The 19,520-nt window shown below is 33.7% G+C and carries 16 protein-coding genes; 2 read left to right on the top strand and 14 right to left on the bottom strand.

Annotated elements, in window-relative coordinates:
- The first annotated feature begins 196 nt into the window (after positions 1-196).
- The gene (gene nadB / locus PEDSA_RS15185) at positions 197-1,786 is read left to right on the top strand and encodes an L-aspartate oxidase (protein WP_013634044.1); all 1,590 of its coding nucleotides are present in this window, start codon (positions 197-199) and stop codon (positions 1,784-1,786) included.
- Positions 1,787-1,789: 3 nt separating this feature from the next.
- Complete coding sequence (locus PEDSA_RS15190; protein WP_013634045.1) at positions 1,790-2,302, top strand: gamma carbonic anhydrase family protein; 513 nt, start codon at positions 1,790-1,792, stop codon at positions 2,300-2,302.
- Here the strand turns inward: PEDSA_RS15190 and PEDSA_RS15195 are convergent, their stop codons facing one another.
- The 14 genes from PEDSA_RS15195 to PEDSA_RS15255 all read right to left on the bottom strand — a co-directional run bounded on the left by PEDSA_RS15195 (position 2,303) and on the right by PEDSA_RS15255 (position 19,514).
- The gene (locus PEDSA_RS15195) at positions 2,303-3,934 is read right to left on the bottom strand and encodes an Ig-like domain-containing domain (protein WP_013634046.1); all 1,632 of its coding nucleotides are present in this window, start codon (positions 3,932-3,934) and stop codon (positions 2,303-2,305) included.
- Between the two features lie 131 nt (positions 3,935-4,065).
- On the bottom strand, positions 4,066-5,928 hold the full coding sequence (gene mnmG, locus PEDSA_RS15200) for a tRNA uridine-5-carboxymethylaminomethyl(34) synthesis enzyme MnmG (protein ID WP_013634047.1): 1,863 nt from the start codon (positions 5,926-5,928) through the stop codon (positions 4,066-4,068).
- A gap of 90 nt (positions 5,929-6,018) precedes the next feature.
- On the bottom strand, positions 6,019-7,887 hold the full coding sequence (locus PEDSA_RS15205; RefSeq protein ID WP_013634048.1) for an ABC-F family ATP-binding cassette domain-containing protein: 1,869 nt from the start codon (positions 7,885-7,887) through the stop codon (positions 6,019-6,021).
- Entirely contained in the window at positions 7,884-8,540 is a 657-nt protein-coding gene (locus tag PEDSA_RS15210; RefSeq protein ID WP_013634049.1) for an NAD(P)H-binding protein, read from the bottom strand. Before PEDSA_RS15210 ends, PEDSA_RS15205 begins: the two co-directional genes overlap by 4 nt.
- Before the next feature lie 182 nt (positions 8,541-8,722).
- Positions 8,723-9,511: an energy transducer TonB gene (locus tag PEDSA_RS19680; protein WP_013634050.1), complete on the bottom strand. Its 789-nt coding sequence runs from the start codon at positions 9,509-9,511 to the stop codon at positions 8,723-8,725.
- 71 nt (positions 9,512-9,582) lie between these two features.
- Positions 9,583-10,020 (bottom strand): rRNA maturation RNase YbeY, encoded by a 438-nt coding sequence (gene ybeY / locus PEDSA_RS15220; RefSeq protein WP_013634051.1) that lies wholly within the window; start codon positions 10,018-10,020, stop codon positions 9,583-9,585.
- Between the two features lie 181 nt (positions 10,021-10,201).
- Positions 10,202-10,630 (bottom strand): ATP-binding protein, encoded by a 429-nt coding sequence (locus PEDSA_RS15225; protein WP_013634052.1) that lies wholly within the window; start codon positions 10,628-10,630, stop codon positions 10,202-10,204.
- A 2-nt stretch (positions 10,631-10,632) separates the two neighbouring features.
- Positions 10,633-13,920, bottom strand: coding sequence for a DUF4175 family protein (locus tag PEDSA_RS15230; RefSeq protein WP_041537110.1), 3,288 nt, complete (start codon positions 13,918-13,920; stop codon positions 10,633-10,635).
- Between the two features lie 175 nt (positions 13,921-14,095).
- Positions 14,096-15,322: an ABC transporter permease gene (locus PEDSA_RS15235; protein ID WP_013634054.1), complete on the bottom strand. Its 1,227-nt coding sequence runs from the start codon at positions 15,320-15,322 to the stop codon at positions 14,096-14,098.
- Positions 15,323-15,961, bottom strand: coding sequence for an MBL fold metallo-hydrolase (locus tag PEDSA_RS15240; RefSeq protein WP_013634055.1), 639 nt, complete (start codon positions 15,959-15,961; stop codon positions 15,323-15,325).
- 15 nt (positions 15,962-15,976) lie between these two features.
- On the bottom strand, positions 15,977-17,293 hold the full coding sequence (locus tag PEDSA_RS15245; RefSeq protein ID WP_013634056.1) for an alpha/beta hydrolase: 1,317 nt from the start codon (positions 17,291-17,293) through the stop codon (positions 15,977-15,979).
- Between the two features lie 168 nt (positions 17,294-17,461).
- Positions 17,462-18,040, bottom strand: coding sequence for a gliding motility lipoprotein GldD (gene gldD, locus PEDSA_RS15250; protein WP_013634057.1), 579 nt, complete (start codon positions 18,038-18,040; stop codon positions 17,462-17,464).
- Between the two features lie 190 nt (positions 18,041-18,230).
- Positions 18,231-18,374 carry a hypothetical protein gene (locus PEDSA_RS20310; RefSeq protein WP_013634058.1) on the bottom strand — a complete coding sequence of 48 codons (144 nt, stop codon included), beginning with the start codon at positions 18,372-18,374 and terminating at the stop codon, positions 18,231-18,233.
- Between the two features lie 390 nt (positions 18,375-18,764).
- Complete coding sequence (locus PEDSA_RS15255) at positions 18,765-19,514, bottom strand: shikimate dehydrogenase family protein (protein WP_013634059.1); 750 nt, start codon at positions 19,512-19,514, stop codon at positions 18,765-18,767.
- Positions 19,515-19,520: the final 6 nt, after the last annotated feature.

Here is a 19,520-nt window from a genome sequence, read left to right on the forward strand (position 1 = left end):
AATACCTAATTTCGAAATGTTGATATTGTAGTCGATTTGTTGGTAAAGCGCTTGAATAAATTTATTTGTTTCATCGAAAAAGGAGAGTAATTAACATATTCATGATTTTTTCATTTATTACTTACATGAAATTAACATGTTTTAGAGCTTTATCAACATATGTCTTTATACATCTTGAGATTTTTAATTTTTGCGAATGAAAAATGTGGATTACTTAGTCATAGGTTCAGGCATAGCTGGGCTTAGTTTTGCCCTTAAGGCTGCGAAACATGGTAAAGTTCTTATAGTTACGAAGTCAAATGAAGATGAGTCTAACACTAAGTATGCTCAGGGTGGTGTAGCTGTAGTTGTGGATAAAGTTGGGGATTCCTTTGAAAAACATATAAGAGATACATTAATTGCTGGCGACGGATTGTGCGATCCGCGGGCGGTAGAAATTGTAGTGAAGGAAGGACCGGATAGAATTAATGAAATTATTGAATACGGAACTAACTTTGATAAGGATAAATCGGGATTTTATGATTTAGCCAAAGAAGGTGGACATTCGGAACATCGGGTATTACATTATAAAGATATCACAGGTTATGAGATAGAGAGAGCTTTATTAGAAGAAGTTCATCAAAATCCTAATATTGAACTACTTACGCATTATTTTGCAGTAGATTTAATTACTCAACATCATTTGGGTGAATTTGTTAATAGGAATTCAGATAATATTCAATGTTATGGAATCTACGCTTTGGATACCAATAGCGCTAAAGTAGAGAAGATTTTATCTAAAATTACCATATTGGCAGCCGGTGGAGCGGGGCATATTTATAGTTCGACTACGAATCCCACCATCGCAACCGGCGACGGTATTGCTATGGCATATAGGGCAAAAGCTAAGATTAGAAACATGGAGTTTATGCAGTTTCATCCTACAGCTTTATACAATCCTGGTGAGTATCCGTCATTTTTGATTTCTGAAGCTGTCCGTGGCTTTGGAGGCGTTTTAAAAAGGAAGAGCGGAGAAGAATTTATGTACGAGTACGATGAAAGGGGTTCCCTTGCACCTCGGGATATTGTTGCCAGGGCTATAGATGCGGAGATGAAGAAATCTGGTGAGGATTTCGTTTACCTCGATGTCCGCGATAGGAATAAGGCAGATATTTTAAATCATTTTCCAAATATTTATGCGAAGTGTTTGTCAATAGGTATAGATATGACCAAGGATATGATTCCGGTAACTCCTGCCTGTCATTATATGTGTGGGGGAATTATGGTTGACGAGCATGGAAGATCTTCTATAAAGGCTTTATACGCATGTGGAGAGGTATCTTCTACAGGATTACACGGAGCAAACAGATTGGCTTCAAACTCCTTGCTTGAGGCTTTGGTATATTCGCACAGGGCGTATTTGGATTCAATCAGCAGATTATCGGAGTTTAGAATTCCTGATAATGTACCGGATTGGAATGACAAGAATACTTCTTTGTCAAACGAGGATATTTTAGTAACACATAATATCCGTGAGATGCAGAAGATGATGAGCGATTATGTAGGAATAGTGAGATCTGACTTCAGATTGGAGCGAGCTCTAAGACGTTTGAGGCTCTTGTATGATGAGACTGAAGATTTTTATAAAAAAACTAGGCTGTCCGTAAAATTATGCGAATTGCGAAATTTGATTCAGGCCGCTTACATAGTTATCAAATCCGCTCAGGAAAGAAAAGAAAGTAGGGGATTGCATTATACAACTGATTATCCTTATCATTCTGATATTTTAAAAGATACTATTTTGTAAAATATGGAACCGTTAATATTACCTGTAAAGGGTATAATACCACAAATAGAAGAGGATTGCTTTATTGCTCCAAATGCGACAATTGTAGGCGATGTTAAAATTGGTAAAGATTGTTCAGTTTGGTTTAATGCAGTCGTAAGAGGTGATGTAAATAGTATTAGAATAGGAAATAAAACCAACATTCAGGATGGTGTTGTAATACATGCAACATATCAAAAGGCGTCTACAACTATTGGTAATAATGTAAATATTGGGCATAATGCGCTAGTACATGGCTGCATACTGAAAGATAACGTTTTGGTGGGAATGGGAGCTATTGTAATGGATAATGCAATTGTAGAGGAGTATGTGATAATAGGAGCGGGTTCGGTTGTTTTGGAAAATACAATATGTGAAAGTGGTTATTTATATGCTGGAACCCCCGCCAAAAAGATAAAGCCCCTTACTGAAGAACAGAAGGAGCTATTAAATCGTTTGCCAGACAATTATGTGTTATATTCCAGTTGGTTTCAATAATTAATTGAAACTCGCTGGGATTGTTATTTTTTCTTCCCGATCCCAATTTGGACGGATAACTATTTCCTTATCATAAAACCATGAGTTTTCTGGTTGCTCTCTTCGCTTTACGTTTCCGGTGTCGAAAATCCCATTTTTGTTAGTGTCTTCTATTATTCTGATTAGGTATTTACTATTTGGCAACATATTGTACATTAACAACTGATCTTGGCTAAGAACACTTTCTTTAATCAAACTGTATTTTTCGGTTAAAAGCTGTATAATGTATTGTTTGGTAGTATCTGATCTATTGATATTTAGGCTTAAATTTCCATAGTTTTCTACTTCATCAAGTTCGAAATTCGTTTTTAGTGCTTTATTTTTTGTTCCGTAAATATCTGTAATGGCATCATCTTGTATATCCAGATTGTAAATCTTTTTTAGTTTCCACGGATAGGTTATTCTAAACACTTTTTTATTTTTATCTATATTTTCTATTTGAAAATTAGGAAGTTGAGTAGAATCCTGTAACAATCTAATTTTATTTTTATCTACAGTTTCTATCGGTACGTTAAAAGTGAGCGTCAGTTGTGTATTTGGTACAATTTTGCCAGATACCAAATTGGTATTAAATAAAATGTTTCTAGTATAAGTATCTTTTTTATTGCGTTTTATGGTTAGAGTATCTAATATTTTATCGTTGTTATTGGTTACAACTTTAATACTGTCGAAACTCATATCCTTTACCCACATAACTGTAGTATCCGCATTGTTAGAATATTCTATAATCGGATTCGTAATATTCGGCTCAATGATCTTAAAGTTTGGTTTTTCAATAGGCTTATTGTAGATAATTGTAATTCTACCATCTTTTTCTATACGTCTATCTACGTTTCTAAATTCATCGGGATATTGTCTAAATAGCTTTATTTTTATTCCTGATGTATCCTTATGAAGATTGATATCTTCCGTTACAAAACCAATGGATTCTTTGGGATTATTATAGATCCTATCACCTCCATTTTCCTCTTTCAAAGCGTATAGACGATACTTATTTTCCTTTAAATTCTTTAATCTGAAATTGCCGGAAGAGTCTGTTACGGTAAAGATGGATGCCCTTTTCTTACCAAAAAGTGTATCTCTTTCTACAGGTAAAACAAAGATTGTCGCATCAAGTAAAGGTTTGTTATCCAGATAATTGACTACTTGTCCGGCAATTTGTAAGGAGTCTATTTCATTTCCCGTTGAAAAAACATAAGTATAATCTTTGAATTTATTTCCTTCGTTCACATCTGATATAGCCTTTCCAAAGTTTATGGTATAAGTTGTGTTTTTTTCTAAAGTATCTTTAAGCTCTATTTCCAAACTCTTTTTTTTCACTTTATAGAGCGGTGGTATTTCTTGAGTAGGAGAGATACTTATTTCCGTGAATTCATTGTTCAACTTAAAATATTCGTCGAACTCTAAAGTGATTTTTTTAGAATTGAAATTCCTCGTATAGTTTTTCGGATTTTCATTTAAAAGAACCGGTGCTTCTGTATCTTTTGGTCCACCTTCCGGTTGTTGAATGCTCGCACATCCAAAAAGTAGAAAAATAGCTAAAATTATAGCATTAAAATTTGTGTTTTTAGCTGGTTTTTGATTTAAGACCATTTTTAAGCGATTTAAGCTATTTTTTGTATTTTATGAATATTATGTTAAAAAAGTAAAAATAATTGATTTGAAACTATCTAGTGAAAATTACTTATTTTTATTTTAAAACACTGATTATCAGATATTTATATCTATTTAGACATATGTACCATTAAAATAGTGATATCAGATGGTTTAACTCCCGAAATTCTGGAAGCTTGACCTAACGTTCTCGGTTTTATTTTTATTAATTTTTCTCTTGATTCTTTTGATAAAGAAGTAAGTGTATTGTAATCGAAATTTGGATTAATTTCTTTATCTTCCATTTTCTTCATTTTTTCTACTATCTCTAATTCTTTATCAAAATAGCTTTCATATTTAATTTTTATCTCTGCTTGTTCAATTGTTTCATTGTCAAACTGAGTTAGGTAAGTATCAAATGTGGATGACATAACTCTCAAATCTTTTACTTCTATTTGAGGACGAGTAAGCAGATTATATAATTTAGTTCCATGTGTAATCGTCGAAGTATTAAGCTTCTCTAAGAATGGATTTGCTTCCGTAGTAGATAATTTAATTTCCTTTGCTTTTTCTATAATGGCATTCGCGTTTGAAATTTTATCTTTTACTTTTTGTAATCTTTCTTCGCTAACTAATCCTAAATCGTATCCGATAGGAGATAGCCTTTCATCTGCATTGTCTTGTCTTAATAGTAACCTGTGCTCTGCCCTTGAAGTAAACATTCTATAAGGTTCTTCAGTTCCTTTGGTGACCAAATCGTCAATCAATACACCTATGTAGGATTCACTTCTTTTCAATATTAACTCATGTTTATCATTAACTTTTTGATGAGCATTTACACCCGCTACAAAGCCTTGTGCAGCGGCTTCTTCATATCCAGTCGTTCCATTTATCTGGCCAGCAAAGAATAGATTTTTGATTAATAGTGTCTCTAATGTTAAATCTAATTGTTGCGGTGGAAAATAATCGTATTCAATGGCATACCCCGGTCTGTAAAGTTTAGCATTTTCAAAACCAGGTATAAGTCTTATTGCCTTAAATTGTACATCTTCAGGCAGGGAAGTAGAGAATCCGTTAACGTATATTTCTACGGTTTTTTCTCCCTCTGGCTCTACGAATATTTGGTGTCTCTCGCGTTCTGCAAAGCGGTTGATTTTATCCTCGATAGAAGGGCAATAGCGTGGACCTAAGCCTTTAATTCTTCCAGTGAACATCGGAGATTTTTCAAAGCCCTCTTTCAAAGTTTCATGTACTTTGTCATTAGTATATGTTATCCAGCAACATCTTTGTTGGAGGGTAGTTTTTGTGTCTGTATAAGAAAATTTACCGCCATCTGTATCTCCCCATTGTTCTTCCATTACTGAATAATTTAATGATCTCCCGTCTACACGTGGGGGAGTACCCGTTTTCATTCGTCCGGCTTCAAAACCTAATTCTACAAGATGTTCGGTAATACCAGTAGCTGACTTTTCTCCGGTACGGCCTCCCCCCATCTGCTTCTCGCCTATATGAATGATTCCGTTTAGAAAGGTACCATTTGTTAATACAACTGATTCAGATTCTATTTTAACACCCAAAGAGGTCTGGACACCACAAACTTTATTATCTTTTATGATCAGCCGGTTTACCATATCCTGCCAGATGTCTAGATTTGGAGTCTGTTCCAAAGTCAATCGCCATTCTTCCGCAAACCTCATTCTGTCGTTTTGAGTTCTTGGAGACCACATAGCCGGTCCTTTGGATCTATTTAACATTCTGAATTGAATGGTGGATACATCTGCTATTATCCCAGACTTACCACCCATCGCATCTATTTCTCTCAAGATTTGTCCTTTTGCTACACCACCCATGGCAGGATTACAGCTCATTTGAGCTATTGTTCCCATGTTCATGGTTATCAAGAGTGTTTTTGAACCTAAATTTGCTGCTGCTGTAGCTGCCTCGCATCCAGCGTGACCTCCTCCAACTACTATAACGTCGTATTTATTGAACATTTTTATTTGATATGTTCCACGTGGAACATGTGCTTTATTGATTTGTTTATATAAAAGATGAAATTAATTTAGATGTTTCACGTGGAACATCTAAATTAATTCTGATAGTTCAAGCCATCTATTACTTTTTTCTTCTAGTTTTTTCTTTGTGTCTTCTAAAACTTTTATGATTTCGTTTATTTTTTCTAAATCTGCTTGATTGTTTAATTCCTGCTCTAATCTTTTTATTTTTTCTTCTATTGCAGGAATCTCGTTATTAAGGTTGTCTAATTCTATTTTCTCTTTATAAGATATTTTATTCTTTTTATCAGTAATAGGAGTAGGAGCTGCGATTTGTTTTTCTTTTCTCTTTTGCTCTTCCTTTTCTAAAATTTTGATTTCTTCTTGTTCTGCTCTATAAAAACTATAATTACCATTGAATATTTTGATACTGCCATTGCCTTCTAAAATAAATAATTGATCGGTTAATTTATCAACCAAGTATCTATCGTGGGATACTAATACTAATACACCTGGGAATTTTTCTAGAAACTCTTCTAAAACATTAAGTGTATCTATATCTAAATCGTTAGTAGGCTCATCCAGTATAAGAAAGTTTGGATTCTTAATTAATACTTTCATTAAATGAAGCCTTTTCTTTTCTCCACCGCTCAGTAAGCTTACAAAACCATGTTGCTTTTTTGGAGGAAATAGAAATAATGTTAATAGTTGAGAAGCACTTATCGTGCTTCCATCAGCTAAGGTTATGTATTCTGCAATGTTTTTTACAACGTCAATAACCCGTTCTGATTCGTTGAAGCTCAATCCAGACTGATGGTAATACCCGAATACAGTGGTTTCCCCTTTTTCTACTTTTCCGCTATCAGGATTTAATTCTCCCGTGATTATGTTTAAAAAAGTAGATTTTCCTGTTCCATTTTTTCCGGTTAAACCAATTTTATCTCCTTTTTTAAAGGTGTAGGAGAAATCTTTTATTATCTCCTGCTCGTTAAAGGTTTTAGAAATATGCTCTACTTCAAGTATTTTATTGCCTTGTCTGCTAACTTTAACATCTAATGCTATGGTTTCCTTTTTGTTTTTACCTTTTGTTTTATCTTCTAACTCATAGAATGCATCTTTTCTTGCTTTTGATTTAGTTGCCCTTGCTTGAGGCATTCTACGCATCCATTCTAATTCTTTTTTTAGTAGGTTTTTGTTTTTTGCCAACGTAGCTTCATCTATAGCATCTTTTTCTGCTTTCTTTTCCAGGTAATAAGCGTATTTGCCTTTATAGGTAAATACGTTTCCGTTATCTAATTCTATTATTTCATTACATATGTTGTCGAGAAAGTATCTATCATGAGTAACCATTAATATGGTTTTTCCACCTGTCGTCAAAAATTTTTCAAGCCACTCTATAGTATCTATATCTAAATGGTTAGTTGGCTCATCCAATACATATACATCAGGTTCGTCTATAAGTAATTTGGCTAAGCTTAATCTCTTCTTTTGTCCCCCCGATAGGGTAGATATATTTTGATGTAAGTTTGAAATACCTAGTCTTCCTAAAATAGTTTTTATATTATGTTCGTATTCCCAGGCATCTAAACTGCTGATTTCTTCTGTGAGCTTATTAACTAAATCTATATCTGGATTGTCTTGCTCAAGAAGCTCTTCATATTCTCTAATAACCTGTTGCTGTCTGTTGTTTAGGCTAAAAATGAAATCACTTATAGTTGCTGCTCCATCAAATTGAGGATCCTGTTCCAGATAACCGAATTTGATATCTTTTGCTTTTACAACTTTTCCTTCGGTTGGTTTGAAGCGTTCGGCTAATAATTTTAAAAGTGTAGATTTTCCTGCACCATTTACGCCAACCAAAGCTACTCTTTGTCCCTGTTGTATTCCAAAAGTAAGATTTTTGAACAACCACTGATCATTGTATGCATGACCCAATTGTTCTGCTGATATAATACTCACGCTAGTTCCTTTATTTTATCTGATGTATATGTATAAACGCCGTTTTTGTATTCTAATGATACATTGTACATCGCTTTAGCAATATCTAAAGCTTTTGTACTTCTGTACTTTTTGAAAGATCCTACCAAGAGTGGATCAATAACTTTAATAAGGAAGGAAGTTATTTTTTCTCCTAATCTAAATTCGTTTCTGTTTCCTAATATTAATGAAGGCTGATAGATATTAATAGAAGGAATTTCTGTTTCTTTAATAAAATCTTCCAATTGTCCTTTTATCTTATTGTAGAATAGGGGAGAAGCAGAACTCGCTCCAACTGCCGATACTAAGTGAATTTGTTTTAATCCTTTTCTGGATGCCATATCTGCAAAGAATGAGGGTATAGTTATATCTACAAAAATATAATCTTCTTTATTGGGCGTTTTTTTCTGTGTGCTCCCTAAACAAGAGAATAATATATCCCCGTGTATGTGTTCCCGTAAAGACTCTAAATCTTTAAAATCGGTTATGATTTGATTTAGTTTTTGGTGTTCAATTTCTAACTGCTTTCTTACAAAAACAGTGATGTAGGAATATTGGTGACTTTTCAATAAAATATCGAGAAGTAAACTACCTACCAATCCATTTGAGCCTAAAACAATTACGTTAGAATCCAATTACCCTAAATTTAGGATACAAAGGTAAACATTTGGAATTTGGTAGTAAATAACAAGCTTTAAACTTATCTAATTATTATTTTGAGATGATTATGTGTATTGTTAGATATATTTTTAGGGTATTATAATACTTAGTAATCTTAGCCAGGAAGATATAACTAAGTTTGTCCTATTTTATACGTTTATCTGTTTATATAAAGATCTGCTTGAAAGGGTTTCAATGAAATTGTCTGATAGCTTCTTACTGTTACAGATCCTACCTGTGCCGGGATCCAATTTGGAGTATCCTTTATTATTTTTAGAAGTTGTTTCTTTTGATTTTTCGACAATTCAGGAATACTGGTTAATGTTATTTCTGATAAACTTCCATCCTTCTCGACTATGAATTTGCCTTTAACTAATTTAAAATCGTTTATTAGCCAATCCAGATCCTTTGTTTTATTTCTAATATAAGCCTCCTGTGCTTTAGTTCCTCCAGAGAAAGATGCAACTTTATCTACTGTATTGAAAATATAGTCAGGATTTTCTTTAAGTAGTCTTTCAGCATCGGCTTTTTCATAGGAAAATATAATAGGTATGGAATAAGAAACCCTTACAATACTGTCGTTCTTTTTCCCAGGAATCCATTTTGGCATATTTTTTACCAATCTAATCGCTTCTGCATCCATATTTTTGGAGTTAGGGACGGAACGTAGTATTTTTACATTGCTTATTGTACCGTCTTTTTCTACAATGAAATTGGTAGTGATTCTCCCTTGTATCTTATTCTCTTTTTCCCAATCGGGATATTTAAGGTTTTTATTAATGTATTCATATAATGCAGTTATTCCACCGGGATAAGAAGGATCCTGCCTTCCTGAGCCAAATACTGCATTTTTTTCTAAAGACGTATTTATTTTATTCTCCTGACTAATGGAATTAGAAAAGATACAGCTTAAAAAAATACTACTGATAATATGCTTTAGATTCATAACGTAAAATGGTTATAAATCTAATTTATAAAATAAAACAGAAAATAACTTTTAAATCAATGTGTTCATGTTTAACTAGAAAAAACTCTTTTACTTAAATAAAAGTTCTCCTTTTCAGTCATCAATGCTTTTTCCTGCTTTTTCTTATCTGGGTACCCCAATAAATGTAAGGTTCCATGAATAATAACTCGGTGTAACTCATCCGCAGTTTTTACCCCAAATATTCTGGCATTTTCCTTTACCCGTTCAATACTGATGAAAACATCTCCATAAATCATTCCTTCGTCTTCCGAATTATCAAAAGTGATGATGTCTGTATAAGTATCATGATTTAAATATTCCTGATTTATTTTTAAAAGATATTCATCAGAACAGAGGATGAAATTAAGCTCCTGTAGCTCTTTTTTTTCTGTAACTATAGTTTGGTTTATCCAGCTTCGAAGATTGTTTATATCGCTTATTTTGTAGCTTATATCTTCTTTGTAAAAGTTTATGGGTAACCTTTTCATTAAATAATTGTTTTCAACGCAAAGATTGCAATAATATTTAAGTTCTCAGTTCAGATTTACAATTGCTGATTTAAACTTTTTTGATAGGAAGTCTCTATAGAAAATTTTAATTAATAAAATATCAATTATCTCTGTTCTACCTGATTAAGGTCGACCTTCCTCTTATTATAATGCACTGAAATCACAGTTTAAAATGCAATTCTACCTCATTTCCTTTGGTATTGAATATGCATTGATCGGCAAGTTTTTTCATGATGAAAATCCCTCTTCCACTTAGTTTTTCCAGATTTTCCGGCGAAGTTGGATCGGGTAAATTATTAAAATCAAAACCCTCTCCCTCATCTGCGATAGAAAAGATGATCCTTCTGTTATCAATATTTTCAACGTTAATGTATACTATCTTCGTTGGATTTTCTTTATTCCCGTGTACTATGGCGTTTGATACTGCTTCGTTTACACAAGTCATCATATTCGCATAGACATCATCATTTAAATTTAATGTGGGAACAAGGTTATCTATAAAATTTTCTACCAGAGCAATGCTTGCACTCGTAGAAGGAAGTTGAAGCGAGTAAAGTCCCTTATCTAATATCTGTGTAATATTCGCCATAGCTATTCCTCTGATTTTAACTTTTCAAGATACTGATTGCTTTTCGTTTTATAAAAATTATTTAACGAAGGTGGCACTGTCTTTAAAAGCTCAGAATCTTTCCTCTTAAGTTCGTTATATTCTTTCAATATTAAGTTGTAATTAGGAGCAAAATCTTTACCACTTTTACTTTCTCTGTCTTTGTCTTGTTCTCTTTCCCTTTCTGCTTTTTCTGCCTCTAATAATTTTATCTGGATGTCTTGTTGTCTAAGCAGAGACTGTTCCGTAATACGTTTGTTTACGAGTTCCGTTTCTGTTTGTTCCATTTCTTTCATTATTTTTTCCAGATTTCCAGATTTTCCCGTTCCATCTTTGTTCATTTTTTGGTTAAGCTCTTGCAGAGTTTGCCTGATCATTTGTTGCTGTTTAGCCATTTCAGAAAACTGACGACTTATATTGCTTTTGCCTGGTTTTCCGGGCTCAGAGCCTTCTTTTTGCATTTGCTCTTTGGCTTTCTGCATGTTTTTATTGAGCTCTTCCTGCATTTTGGAAAGTTCGGACATACCAGGTTGGGGCTTTCCTTTACCTCCCGATTTTGCATTCTTCATGGCATTTTGTAATTGCTGCAAAGCTTCGCTCAACATAAGAGCCAGGTTATTGATCGAGGTGAGCGCATACTGCTGATTTTTATTTATCTGCGCTATATTTCTGTCTGGTATATTTTCTAATGTACTATTTAAGTTTTCTCTGATTTGTGTTACTTCCTGATTTACTGCTGTAGATATTTGAGGAACTTTTTTACTTAAACTGAACAAACTATCCTCAACCATTTTTAAATTATCTGAGATTTCCCGCTGTTTTTTTCCAAGCTCTGTAAACTTAGGACTCGATCCGTCGGTAGATTTCATTTCCAGCATTACACTTTCCTGATTAAAGGATGATCTAAGCAAGTTTTGCAACAACTGTCTCAGAGATTTCATATCTACAGAAATCTGCTCTTCCGAAGATTCCTGCTGCATCTCTTTTAGCTGCTGAGCCAGGTCCTGCATTTTCTTTCCCGCATCTTTTTGGCTACCGCTTGCCTGCTGTTTGTTGTTCTGTTGCAGCTGCTTTAAAGCATCGTTTATTTTTTTGTCGATATCCTGTTGCTGTTGTTCCTTTAAATCATAGTTATCGGGCCGGTCCAGTGCATCGTTTTTTTGTTTAGCTTCCTGTAAGCCCTTCTTTATTTCTTCGAATTGCTTTTGGATTTCGGCCTGTTTCCGAATGTCATTTTCTTTACTGTTTTGCAATTGTTTATCGGCAAGATCTTCCAGTTTCTGGATTTGCTCGTTCAGTTTTTGCTCCGATTCTAATTTCTTATACAATTCTAAAATCCTATCCAGCTCTTTTTGTAAAGATTTATTGTCGCTTTGCATTTGCTTCATATCATTTTGCTGAGGAAGATCCTTGTTTTTTTCGTCCATCAGTTTTTGAAGGTTTTTAAGCAATTCTTTGGTCTTTTCGTCCAGCACATTATCAAACAGTTCCTGAATCTGCTTTTGCTTCTCCAGCAATTCCTTATCTTTTTCTATTTGGCTCCTTTCGAGGATATTTTTCTTATTCTCATCACTAATCTCTTTCAATAATTTCTCCAGTTTCTCCTGTTTATCCAACAGTTCTTCAATTTGTTTTTTCTGCTCAAAATCAAGAGATTTTGTGTTTAACAATTCCTGGTTTAGCTTCTGTGCATCCTGTTGTATTTTTTGAGACTGTCTTATTGCAGACTGCATCTTTTGTTTCACCTGTGCAGTGCTTTGATTCGCCTTTTCGAAACTTTCGCTTACAGTAGGGGATTTATATATCTTTTGCGGGCTTTTTGTTATTTTGGATCCATTTACGCCATCATTATCACTAATCTGAAAATAATAGCTCAATTCATCCCCTTCTTGTAAATTAAGTGTATTTAAAGGCCAGAAATAAAAGAAATTACTGCTGGTTTTCCCTGTGAATTTAATAGGAACTTTATAGTTTTTGCCATTTCCGGATTTATTACTGGGATTTTTAATTTGATAGTGAAAGCTAAGCTGATTTAATCCGTAATCATCACTTATTCTTCCCATAAAATAAATCACCCGGGAATTTAAAGAATCCGGACGTTCTTCGATTTCTATTTGAGGATACTGATCAGGGATTACGTTTATCTGATGTTTTATTGCTTCGTCTTCATTGTCAATATTATTCAGTCGGATAGCAAATGAAGAGGATTCTTTTGCAATATGAGATATAGTGAAGGAATTATTTTTATCAGTCAGAACAATGTTTTTATTATCGATATTAAAACCTATTCTTTCTGTATTTTCTGTTTTCAGATTCCAGATAATTCTGGTTCCCTCCGGAATGATCAAATCTCCTAAATTCACATTTTTATCATTCCCTCTTTGAAGATAAGCTGGATATAATAAAGAAATAGATGATCCGATTAATAAGGGCTTTTTGTGAACAATTAAGTTATAGCTTTCGGAATAATAATCTCCCGCTTTAAATTGGAAAGTTTTACTCTGCTGAATATTTTTAAAAATGTAGCTGAAATTAAGAATATCTTCTTTTTTCAGTTTAAAGCTGTTTTGTCCATCAATCAAATAAATATCCTGAGGGATTTTATCTCCGCTAAGTTTCAATTCCAGCTTAAAATCTTCGCCTTGAACTGCTTCTAATTTTTTGTTTTGTATTCGAAACTTAAAAGGAGCTTGTCTTACATAAGTTTTATTATGATTAATAATTCTTGTTGTTCCTTCTTTTAAAATAGCAGGAGCTATAATAGCCAATATAATGATGATAAACAGGGGGATAACCGCATAGGGGAGATACTTTTTATTTTCGCTTATTTTGATTGCAGAAACAAAGGGTATTGGCTGCATCTGATTAGATTTTTGCTCGATAGCAGCTAATATTAAGTCTTTATGTTGTGGGTTTTCCGTTGCAGACTTGTGCAATTGCAACGTGTTGATTAGTTTATCCTGTATATCTGAAAAATGCTCGCCAATAATTTCCGACGCTCTTTCATAGCTAATAACCTTACCAAGCTTGAAATATTTGAGCAGAGGCTTTATTACTAAAAAATACGCTATCAGTAACTGTCCCAGACAAAAAATATAGAATAATCCGGTTTTAAGTTTAGGTGGAAAATAGCCATAATACTCGGCGATGATTATGATGAGGTAAGGTATAAGAAAAGCAAAAACCAGCCAAATACTGCCCCTTAGTACTTTGTTTAAATAGTACTTTCTGATAAAATCATCAATTTTAGCTATTAGCGAGTTGTAACTCATATTTTGTAACCAATAAAAATCAGAATAATGAATATAAATACCATGCAAATGCATGACATTTTTTACACATTATCACACGTTAGTATAACTGTAAAGGTTATTTTATAGTTATACATGTTTTTATGTGATTTCATTCTCTGCCAGATATAATAATAATGATAGAAATGAAGCTTTATTATAAATCAGTACGTAATTGTTCGAATCTTTTCGTACTCAATCTGGAACTTATATATGATGCAATAAAAGAAATGAAGAAAACGGTTATAAAAACCAATAAATAGTCTAGTAATCTGATTTTTATTGGATAGGCACTTATTAATAAATTTCCGTCACCCATAGAGATCAACCCAAAATGTTGTTGCAATAGACAAAAAATAGTTCCTATAATCAATCCGCCCAAACAGCCGAACAGAGAAATCATTAATCCTTCCAGAAGGAAAATCCTATTGATAAGCTTTTTAGGGGCTCCAAGGCTGTTTAATATGGCTATATCCTTACGTTTGTCGATAACAAGCATGGTAAGAGAACCAATAATATTAAAAATAGCAATAATAAGAACAAAAGTAAGAATGAAATAGATTGCCCATTTTTCAGAATTAAGCACTTTGTAAAGAAGTTCGTTCTGTTGTATTCTATTTTTTACAAGAAACTTGTTTCCTAAAATTTGCTCTATCTTTTTCTTTATGGCATCAGATTGCTCTGGGTCTTTTAAGAAAATCTCTATATAACTTACATTTTTATCTTCCCCAACCAATATCCTGGCGGTATTTAAGGGAATTATCGCCATGTTGTTTTCTTCCTGTTGCACCTGAAAGACTCCAACAGGTTGCAATTGTTCCGAAACAAATTCTTCGGCAGCGGAAAAACTACTTTTTCTTCCTTTTATCGGAGAATATATTTCCAGTTTACGTATCTGGTCGTTAATATTTACACCTAAAACATATTGTACTGTAGAACCTATCACCGCATAATTTGCGTAGTCGTCTTTTAAAATAAATTCACCATTCACCAAAGAACTGTCAACATAGGGATCTTTAAGATAATCATCGCTTACGCCTTTTATCTGACCAATAAACTGGTAATTTCCATAGCGCAAAAGCGCTTTCTCCTGTAAGACTTGGGTATAGGAAACGTAATTGTTCAGCGATTTAACTTTTTCAAAATCAGAGGTTGTTGGGTCAAATACCTTACCGGTTTTGGGTTCTATTTTAAGATCCGGAGAATGGTAATTATACATTGATAAAACCAGGTCTTCGAAACCATTAAAAACAGAAAGTATGATGATTAAAGCGGCGCTTCCTACAAAAACGCCAAGCATAGAAATACCAGAAATGATATTAATGGCATTTGTAGACTTCTTTGAGAATAAATATCTCTTGGCTATGTAAAAAGCAATATTCAATTATCGTAAAAATGGATTGTTAGCTTTTTCGAAACCTATTGTTGTTGCAGGTCCATGTCCCGGATATACTTTTGTGTCGTCTGGTAGTATAAAAAGGTTGTTCTTAATACTGCTGATTAATGTTTCGAAGTTTCCTCCCGGTAAGTCAGTTCTGCCGATGCTGCCATAAAAAAGCACATCTCCACCAATTAAAGTTTTCGACTCTTCGTGGTAAAAACACAAATGAGCAGGAGAGTGGCCCGGCGCAAAAATGATCTTTAAAATACTATTTCCAAATTTTACGGTATCTTCTTCAGTTAAGAAAGCTTCAGGTTCAGGAGATATTTCGTAATTAAAACCTTGTTGAGGGGCATAAGATGGAACAGCGTGAAGCAATTGCAGCTCACCTTTATGAATTTGTGGTCTCAGCCCATAAATGTCGAAAACAAACTTATTTCCCAGCACATGGTCGATATGACAATGTGTATTAAGTAAGATTTCGGGTTTAAGATTATTTTCTTTTATATAATTTACAACAGCGTTTTGTTCTGTTGCATTGTACATTCCCGGATCTATAATAACACAAGAGCCTGTTTCGTCAGAAAGGACATAAGTATTTTCCTGATATGGGTTATTTACAAATTGCTGCAGCTTCAACATAAAATTAATTTTTTATTACTTTTCTTCTAAAATCCAATTTGCCAGATCAGTTACCAGAACAGCTTCTACATTCCCCGGTTCCTGATATTGTGCGCCGGTACCTTTTTCGCTAACAAAGCTAAATAAATGATTTAGCATTGGATAAAGCTTAAATGTTACGTTTTTGCCTTTCAAAGCCGATTTCCAAAGATTATAATCTGTTAAAGTAACCTGATAATCATTTCCTCCCTGAATAACCAAAATTCGGTTTTTTAGTTTTTTTGCTGTAGCAACCTGATTTAGAGAATTTAAATCTAACCAATAAGAAATTGGCAGCCCCATAGCTAAAGTATCTTTAGGAAGTGCATTGGTTTTTATTGAAGCTCCTTTTTTCGCCTCCTGAATGGCTTCTGCAAATATTTTTTTAGTTTGAGCGCTTGTATCCTGCGAAGCTTTTTCTAAATATTGATATTGCTCTACTGCTATATCTCCAAATGCTCTCGCGGGAGCAGCAGCTAAAATTATTCCTTTTAATTCCGGATGCTGGCTGGCAAAGCGCGGAGCAACCATTCCGCCTAAACTATGTCCAAAAATATATATTTTGCTTTTATCAATTTCCGGAAGACTTTGTGCATATTCTAATGCTTTTTGCAAGTCATCCTCTACCTCTTCCTTTAAAGTGTAGGATTTATTGACAAAAGATTGGCCATAGAGCATAGTTCTTTTTACGTATCTGATAGACGCGATTCCTTGCATAGCCAGGCCTTCTGCCAAATCTTTAAAAGGTTTATGTTGCCCAACGGTTTCATCCATATCAGAAGGCCCTGAACCGTGAACAAAGATAACCAGCGGAAATTTTTCTCCGCTTTTAGGTAAGGTAAGCATACCCGGCAAATCAAAATTGCCGGACTTTATGTTGATGAAACTTGCCTTGTATTTTGAAGAATCTGAATAAGTTGCTGGTTTATATTGCGGAACCTGTTTAACAGGAACAATGAAAAAACCGATCATTTTTGCATTGTTGTTATAAACAAACTGAAATGGCTGCGAACCATAGGCGAATTTGCAATCTAAAATGACAGATTGTAGACTATCCTGGCTCTTGTTCTGAGCGCCTTCCACCGACTCAAATTTTCCCAATCCCGCCGTAATTTGTTTCCACATAGCTTCCAAAGATTCCGGTTTGATTTTGTTATACAAACTGGGATCGAAAAACAATTGAGCTTCTTTAAACTTGTTTTCGTTTAATGTTTCAAAAAATTGGGTAGAACGATCTATGTAGGTGAAAAACCCTTGCGAAAAAGCAAAGCTGCTACACAATAAAAAACACAAAATTGAAAGCGTTTTCTTCATTTTATTTGAAATTACTGCTAAACTTTAAAAATAATAATGCCTAATAATAAACATTTGTGACCAGATTATAAGAGTACTGTTTTAGAAATAATATTTGACTATGTAAAAGGATAGGCTCGTAACCTGAATTTTTGCCTTTTTACTTTATACTTTTGACTTATGATTATCCTATTTCCACTTAAAAGTTGAAATCATTTTGTCCAAATCCTTTCTTATAAAAGTCTCCACTGGCTGGATAGAGTCGAATTTAGGTTTTTCATTGAAATAAAGTGCTCCCCTAAGGTAATTTTTTATGCTATCTGTCAGATAAAACTGTAACAATGAAGCGGTATTGCCTTCAATAGTATAATAAACCCCGTAAACCTTCTTTTCCTTATTCTTTATTAAAGCCTCGTCTATTCCTGTAGCTTTAACTGTATGTTTAAAGGCAAGCTTTCTGGAATCTTCAGTAAGTTCTTCCAGTTCTTTTTCGTTGTTGAAACTGTAGTAACTTATATGTAGGCGGGCGTTAAAACCAGGGAAAGCTAGATTATACCAATTCTTTCTCGAATCTTTTGAACTGTCAGGATACATCTCTGCATAAACCGGATATTCGAAAGTATAAGGAGCGTCAGATGAAAATTCTCTATATGATTTTTCTGGGAAATCGATTCTAAAATATCCTCTTGGTTTTGGGGCATAATTTCCGTTATCGGAACAAGAAACAAGGCCTAAAAAGACACAGATAATGTATATACCGAATTTCATTCAAATGCTTGTTTGGAGCGCAAATTAAAGAAACATTTTTGTAAATAATATAAGATTTTGTTAAAACCAATCGTTGCTATTCTGGCTTGTATGGAATACGTAAAGTATGAATATCGTTTTATTCTAGTGAATACCAAATGTGAAATTTTCCAGGAACTTTATTCGTACAGATTTATAGCGTATTTGGTATTTAAAGAGGATTGTTTTTGATATATCTTATTGATTTATCTAAAACCAATAAAAATTTGGTTTCTAGTCCCGGATTTTGCTCAAAGAACCACTGAGCAGCTTTACTAATTTGAATACCTGCATTTTCAAATACAACAATATTCATTTAATATTATATTTTTCAAATATTTTTTTTCTGATCTCATTCCAATCAGAATAATTCGTAGTGTCATTCTCGTGTTCTTTAAGAGCTATATCTAATTGATCTTTTTGTCAATCAGGTAAAACTGAGCTCCCTTCACTAATTTCAAAACCCAGTTGATCTACCAATTCCATAAAGAAATTGAATTTGTTTTCGGGAATTTTTAATGTTACTTCTTTCATAAAATGGTAATAACAAATCTATATAAAGATAAAGAAATACCCAAGATAGTCCAAGTCTCACACCTCCAAGTTTTTGAAAAGATGATTTCCTTCCTCCACAAATTACATAATCAGCAATTCCTGAACCAAATGATAAAAGTCATAACTCCTAGAAATTAAAACTGAGGGAGATTTACTCGTTCCAAATTTCCCAGGATTTTTCAGCCTGCAACTCCAGCATTTCGTAGCCATTTTTTGTTTTGGCTCCCTTTTCCCGACCTTTCGCAAGAAATACAGTTTCTGCCGGATTGTAGATCAGGTCGTAAAACAAATGTTTATCAGAGATAAATTCGTAAGGTAATTCCGGTTTCTCGGTAACATTGGGATAAGTTCCGACCGGACTGGAGTTTATAATTATATGGTAGTCTTCCAGAATCTCCTTTGTTAGGTCGGCATAAGAAAGCATACCTTCTTTTGGATTTCTTGATACAAACTTATACTCAATTCCCAATTTTCCCAAAACATATTTTACCGCTTTTGCAGCACCGCCGTTACCTAATATCAAAGCTTTTTTATGGTGTGGCTCTAAAAAAGGTTTAATGGAAGATTCAAAACCATAGGCATCAGTATTGTAGCCCTTTAGATTTTTTTTATTGTCTGCAGTTCTGGTGATTTTAATGCAATTAACGGCGCCAATAGCAGCGGCAGCTTCGTCTATTTCATCTAGAAATCCCATCACCTCAATTTTATGCGGTATAGTGACGTTTATACCGCAAAGAAGAGGATTCTCTTCTAATAATTTAGGGAAACCATTGGCCATAACTTCAATAGGATAAAGTTTATAGCAATGGTCAATCAAGCCCAGATTGTTAAATTTTTCTGTAAAATATTTCTCAGAGAATGAATGTCCTAAAGGATATCCAATTAATCCAAACTTTTTCATTAAATA

The sequence above is a fragment of the Pseudopedobacter saltans DSM 12145 genome, from assembly GCF_000190735.1.
GTDB classification, from domain to species: Bacteria; Bacteroidota; Bacteroidia; order Sphingobacteriales; family Sphingobacteriaceae; genus Pseudopedobacter; species Pseudopedobacter saltans.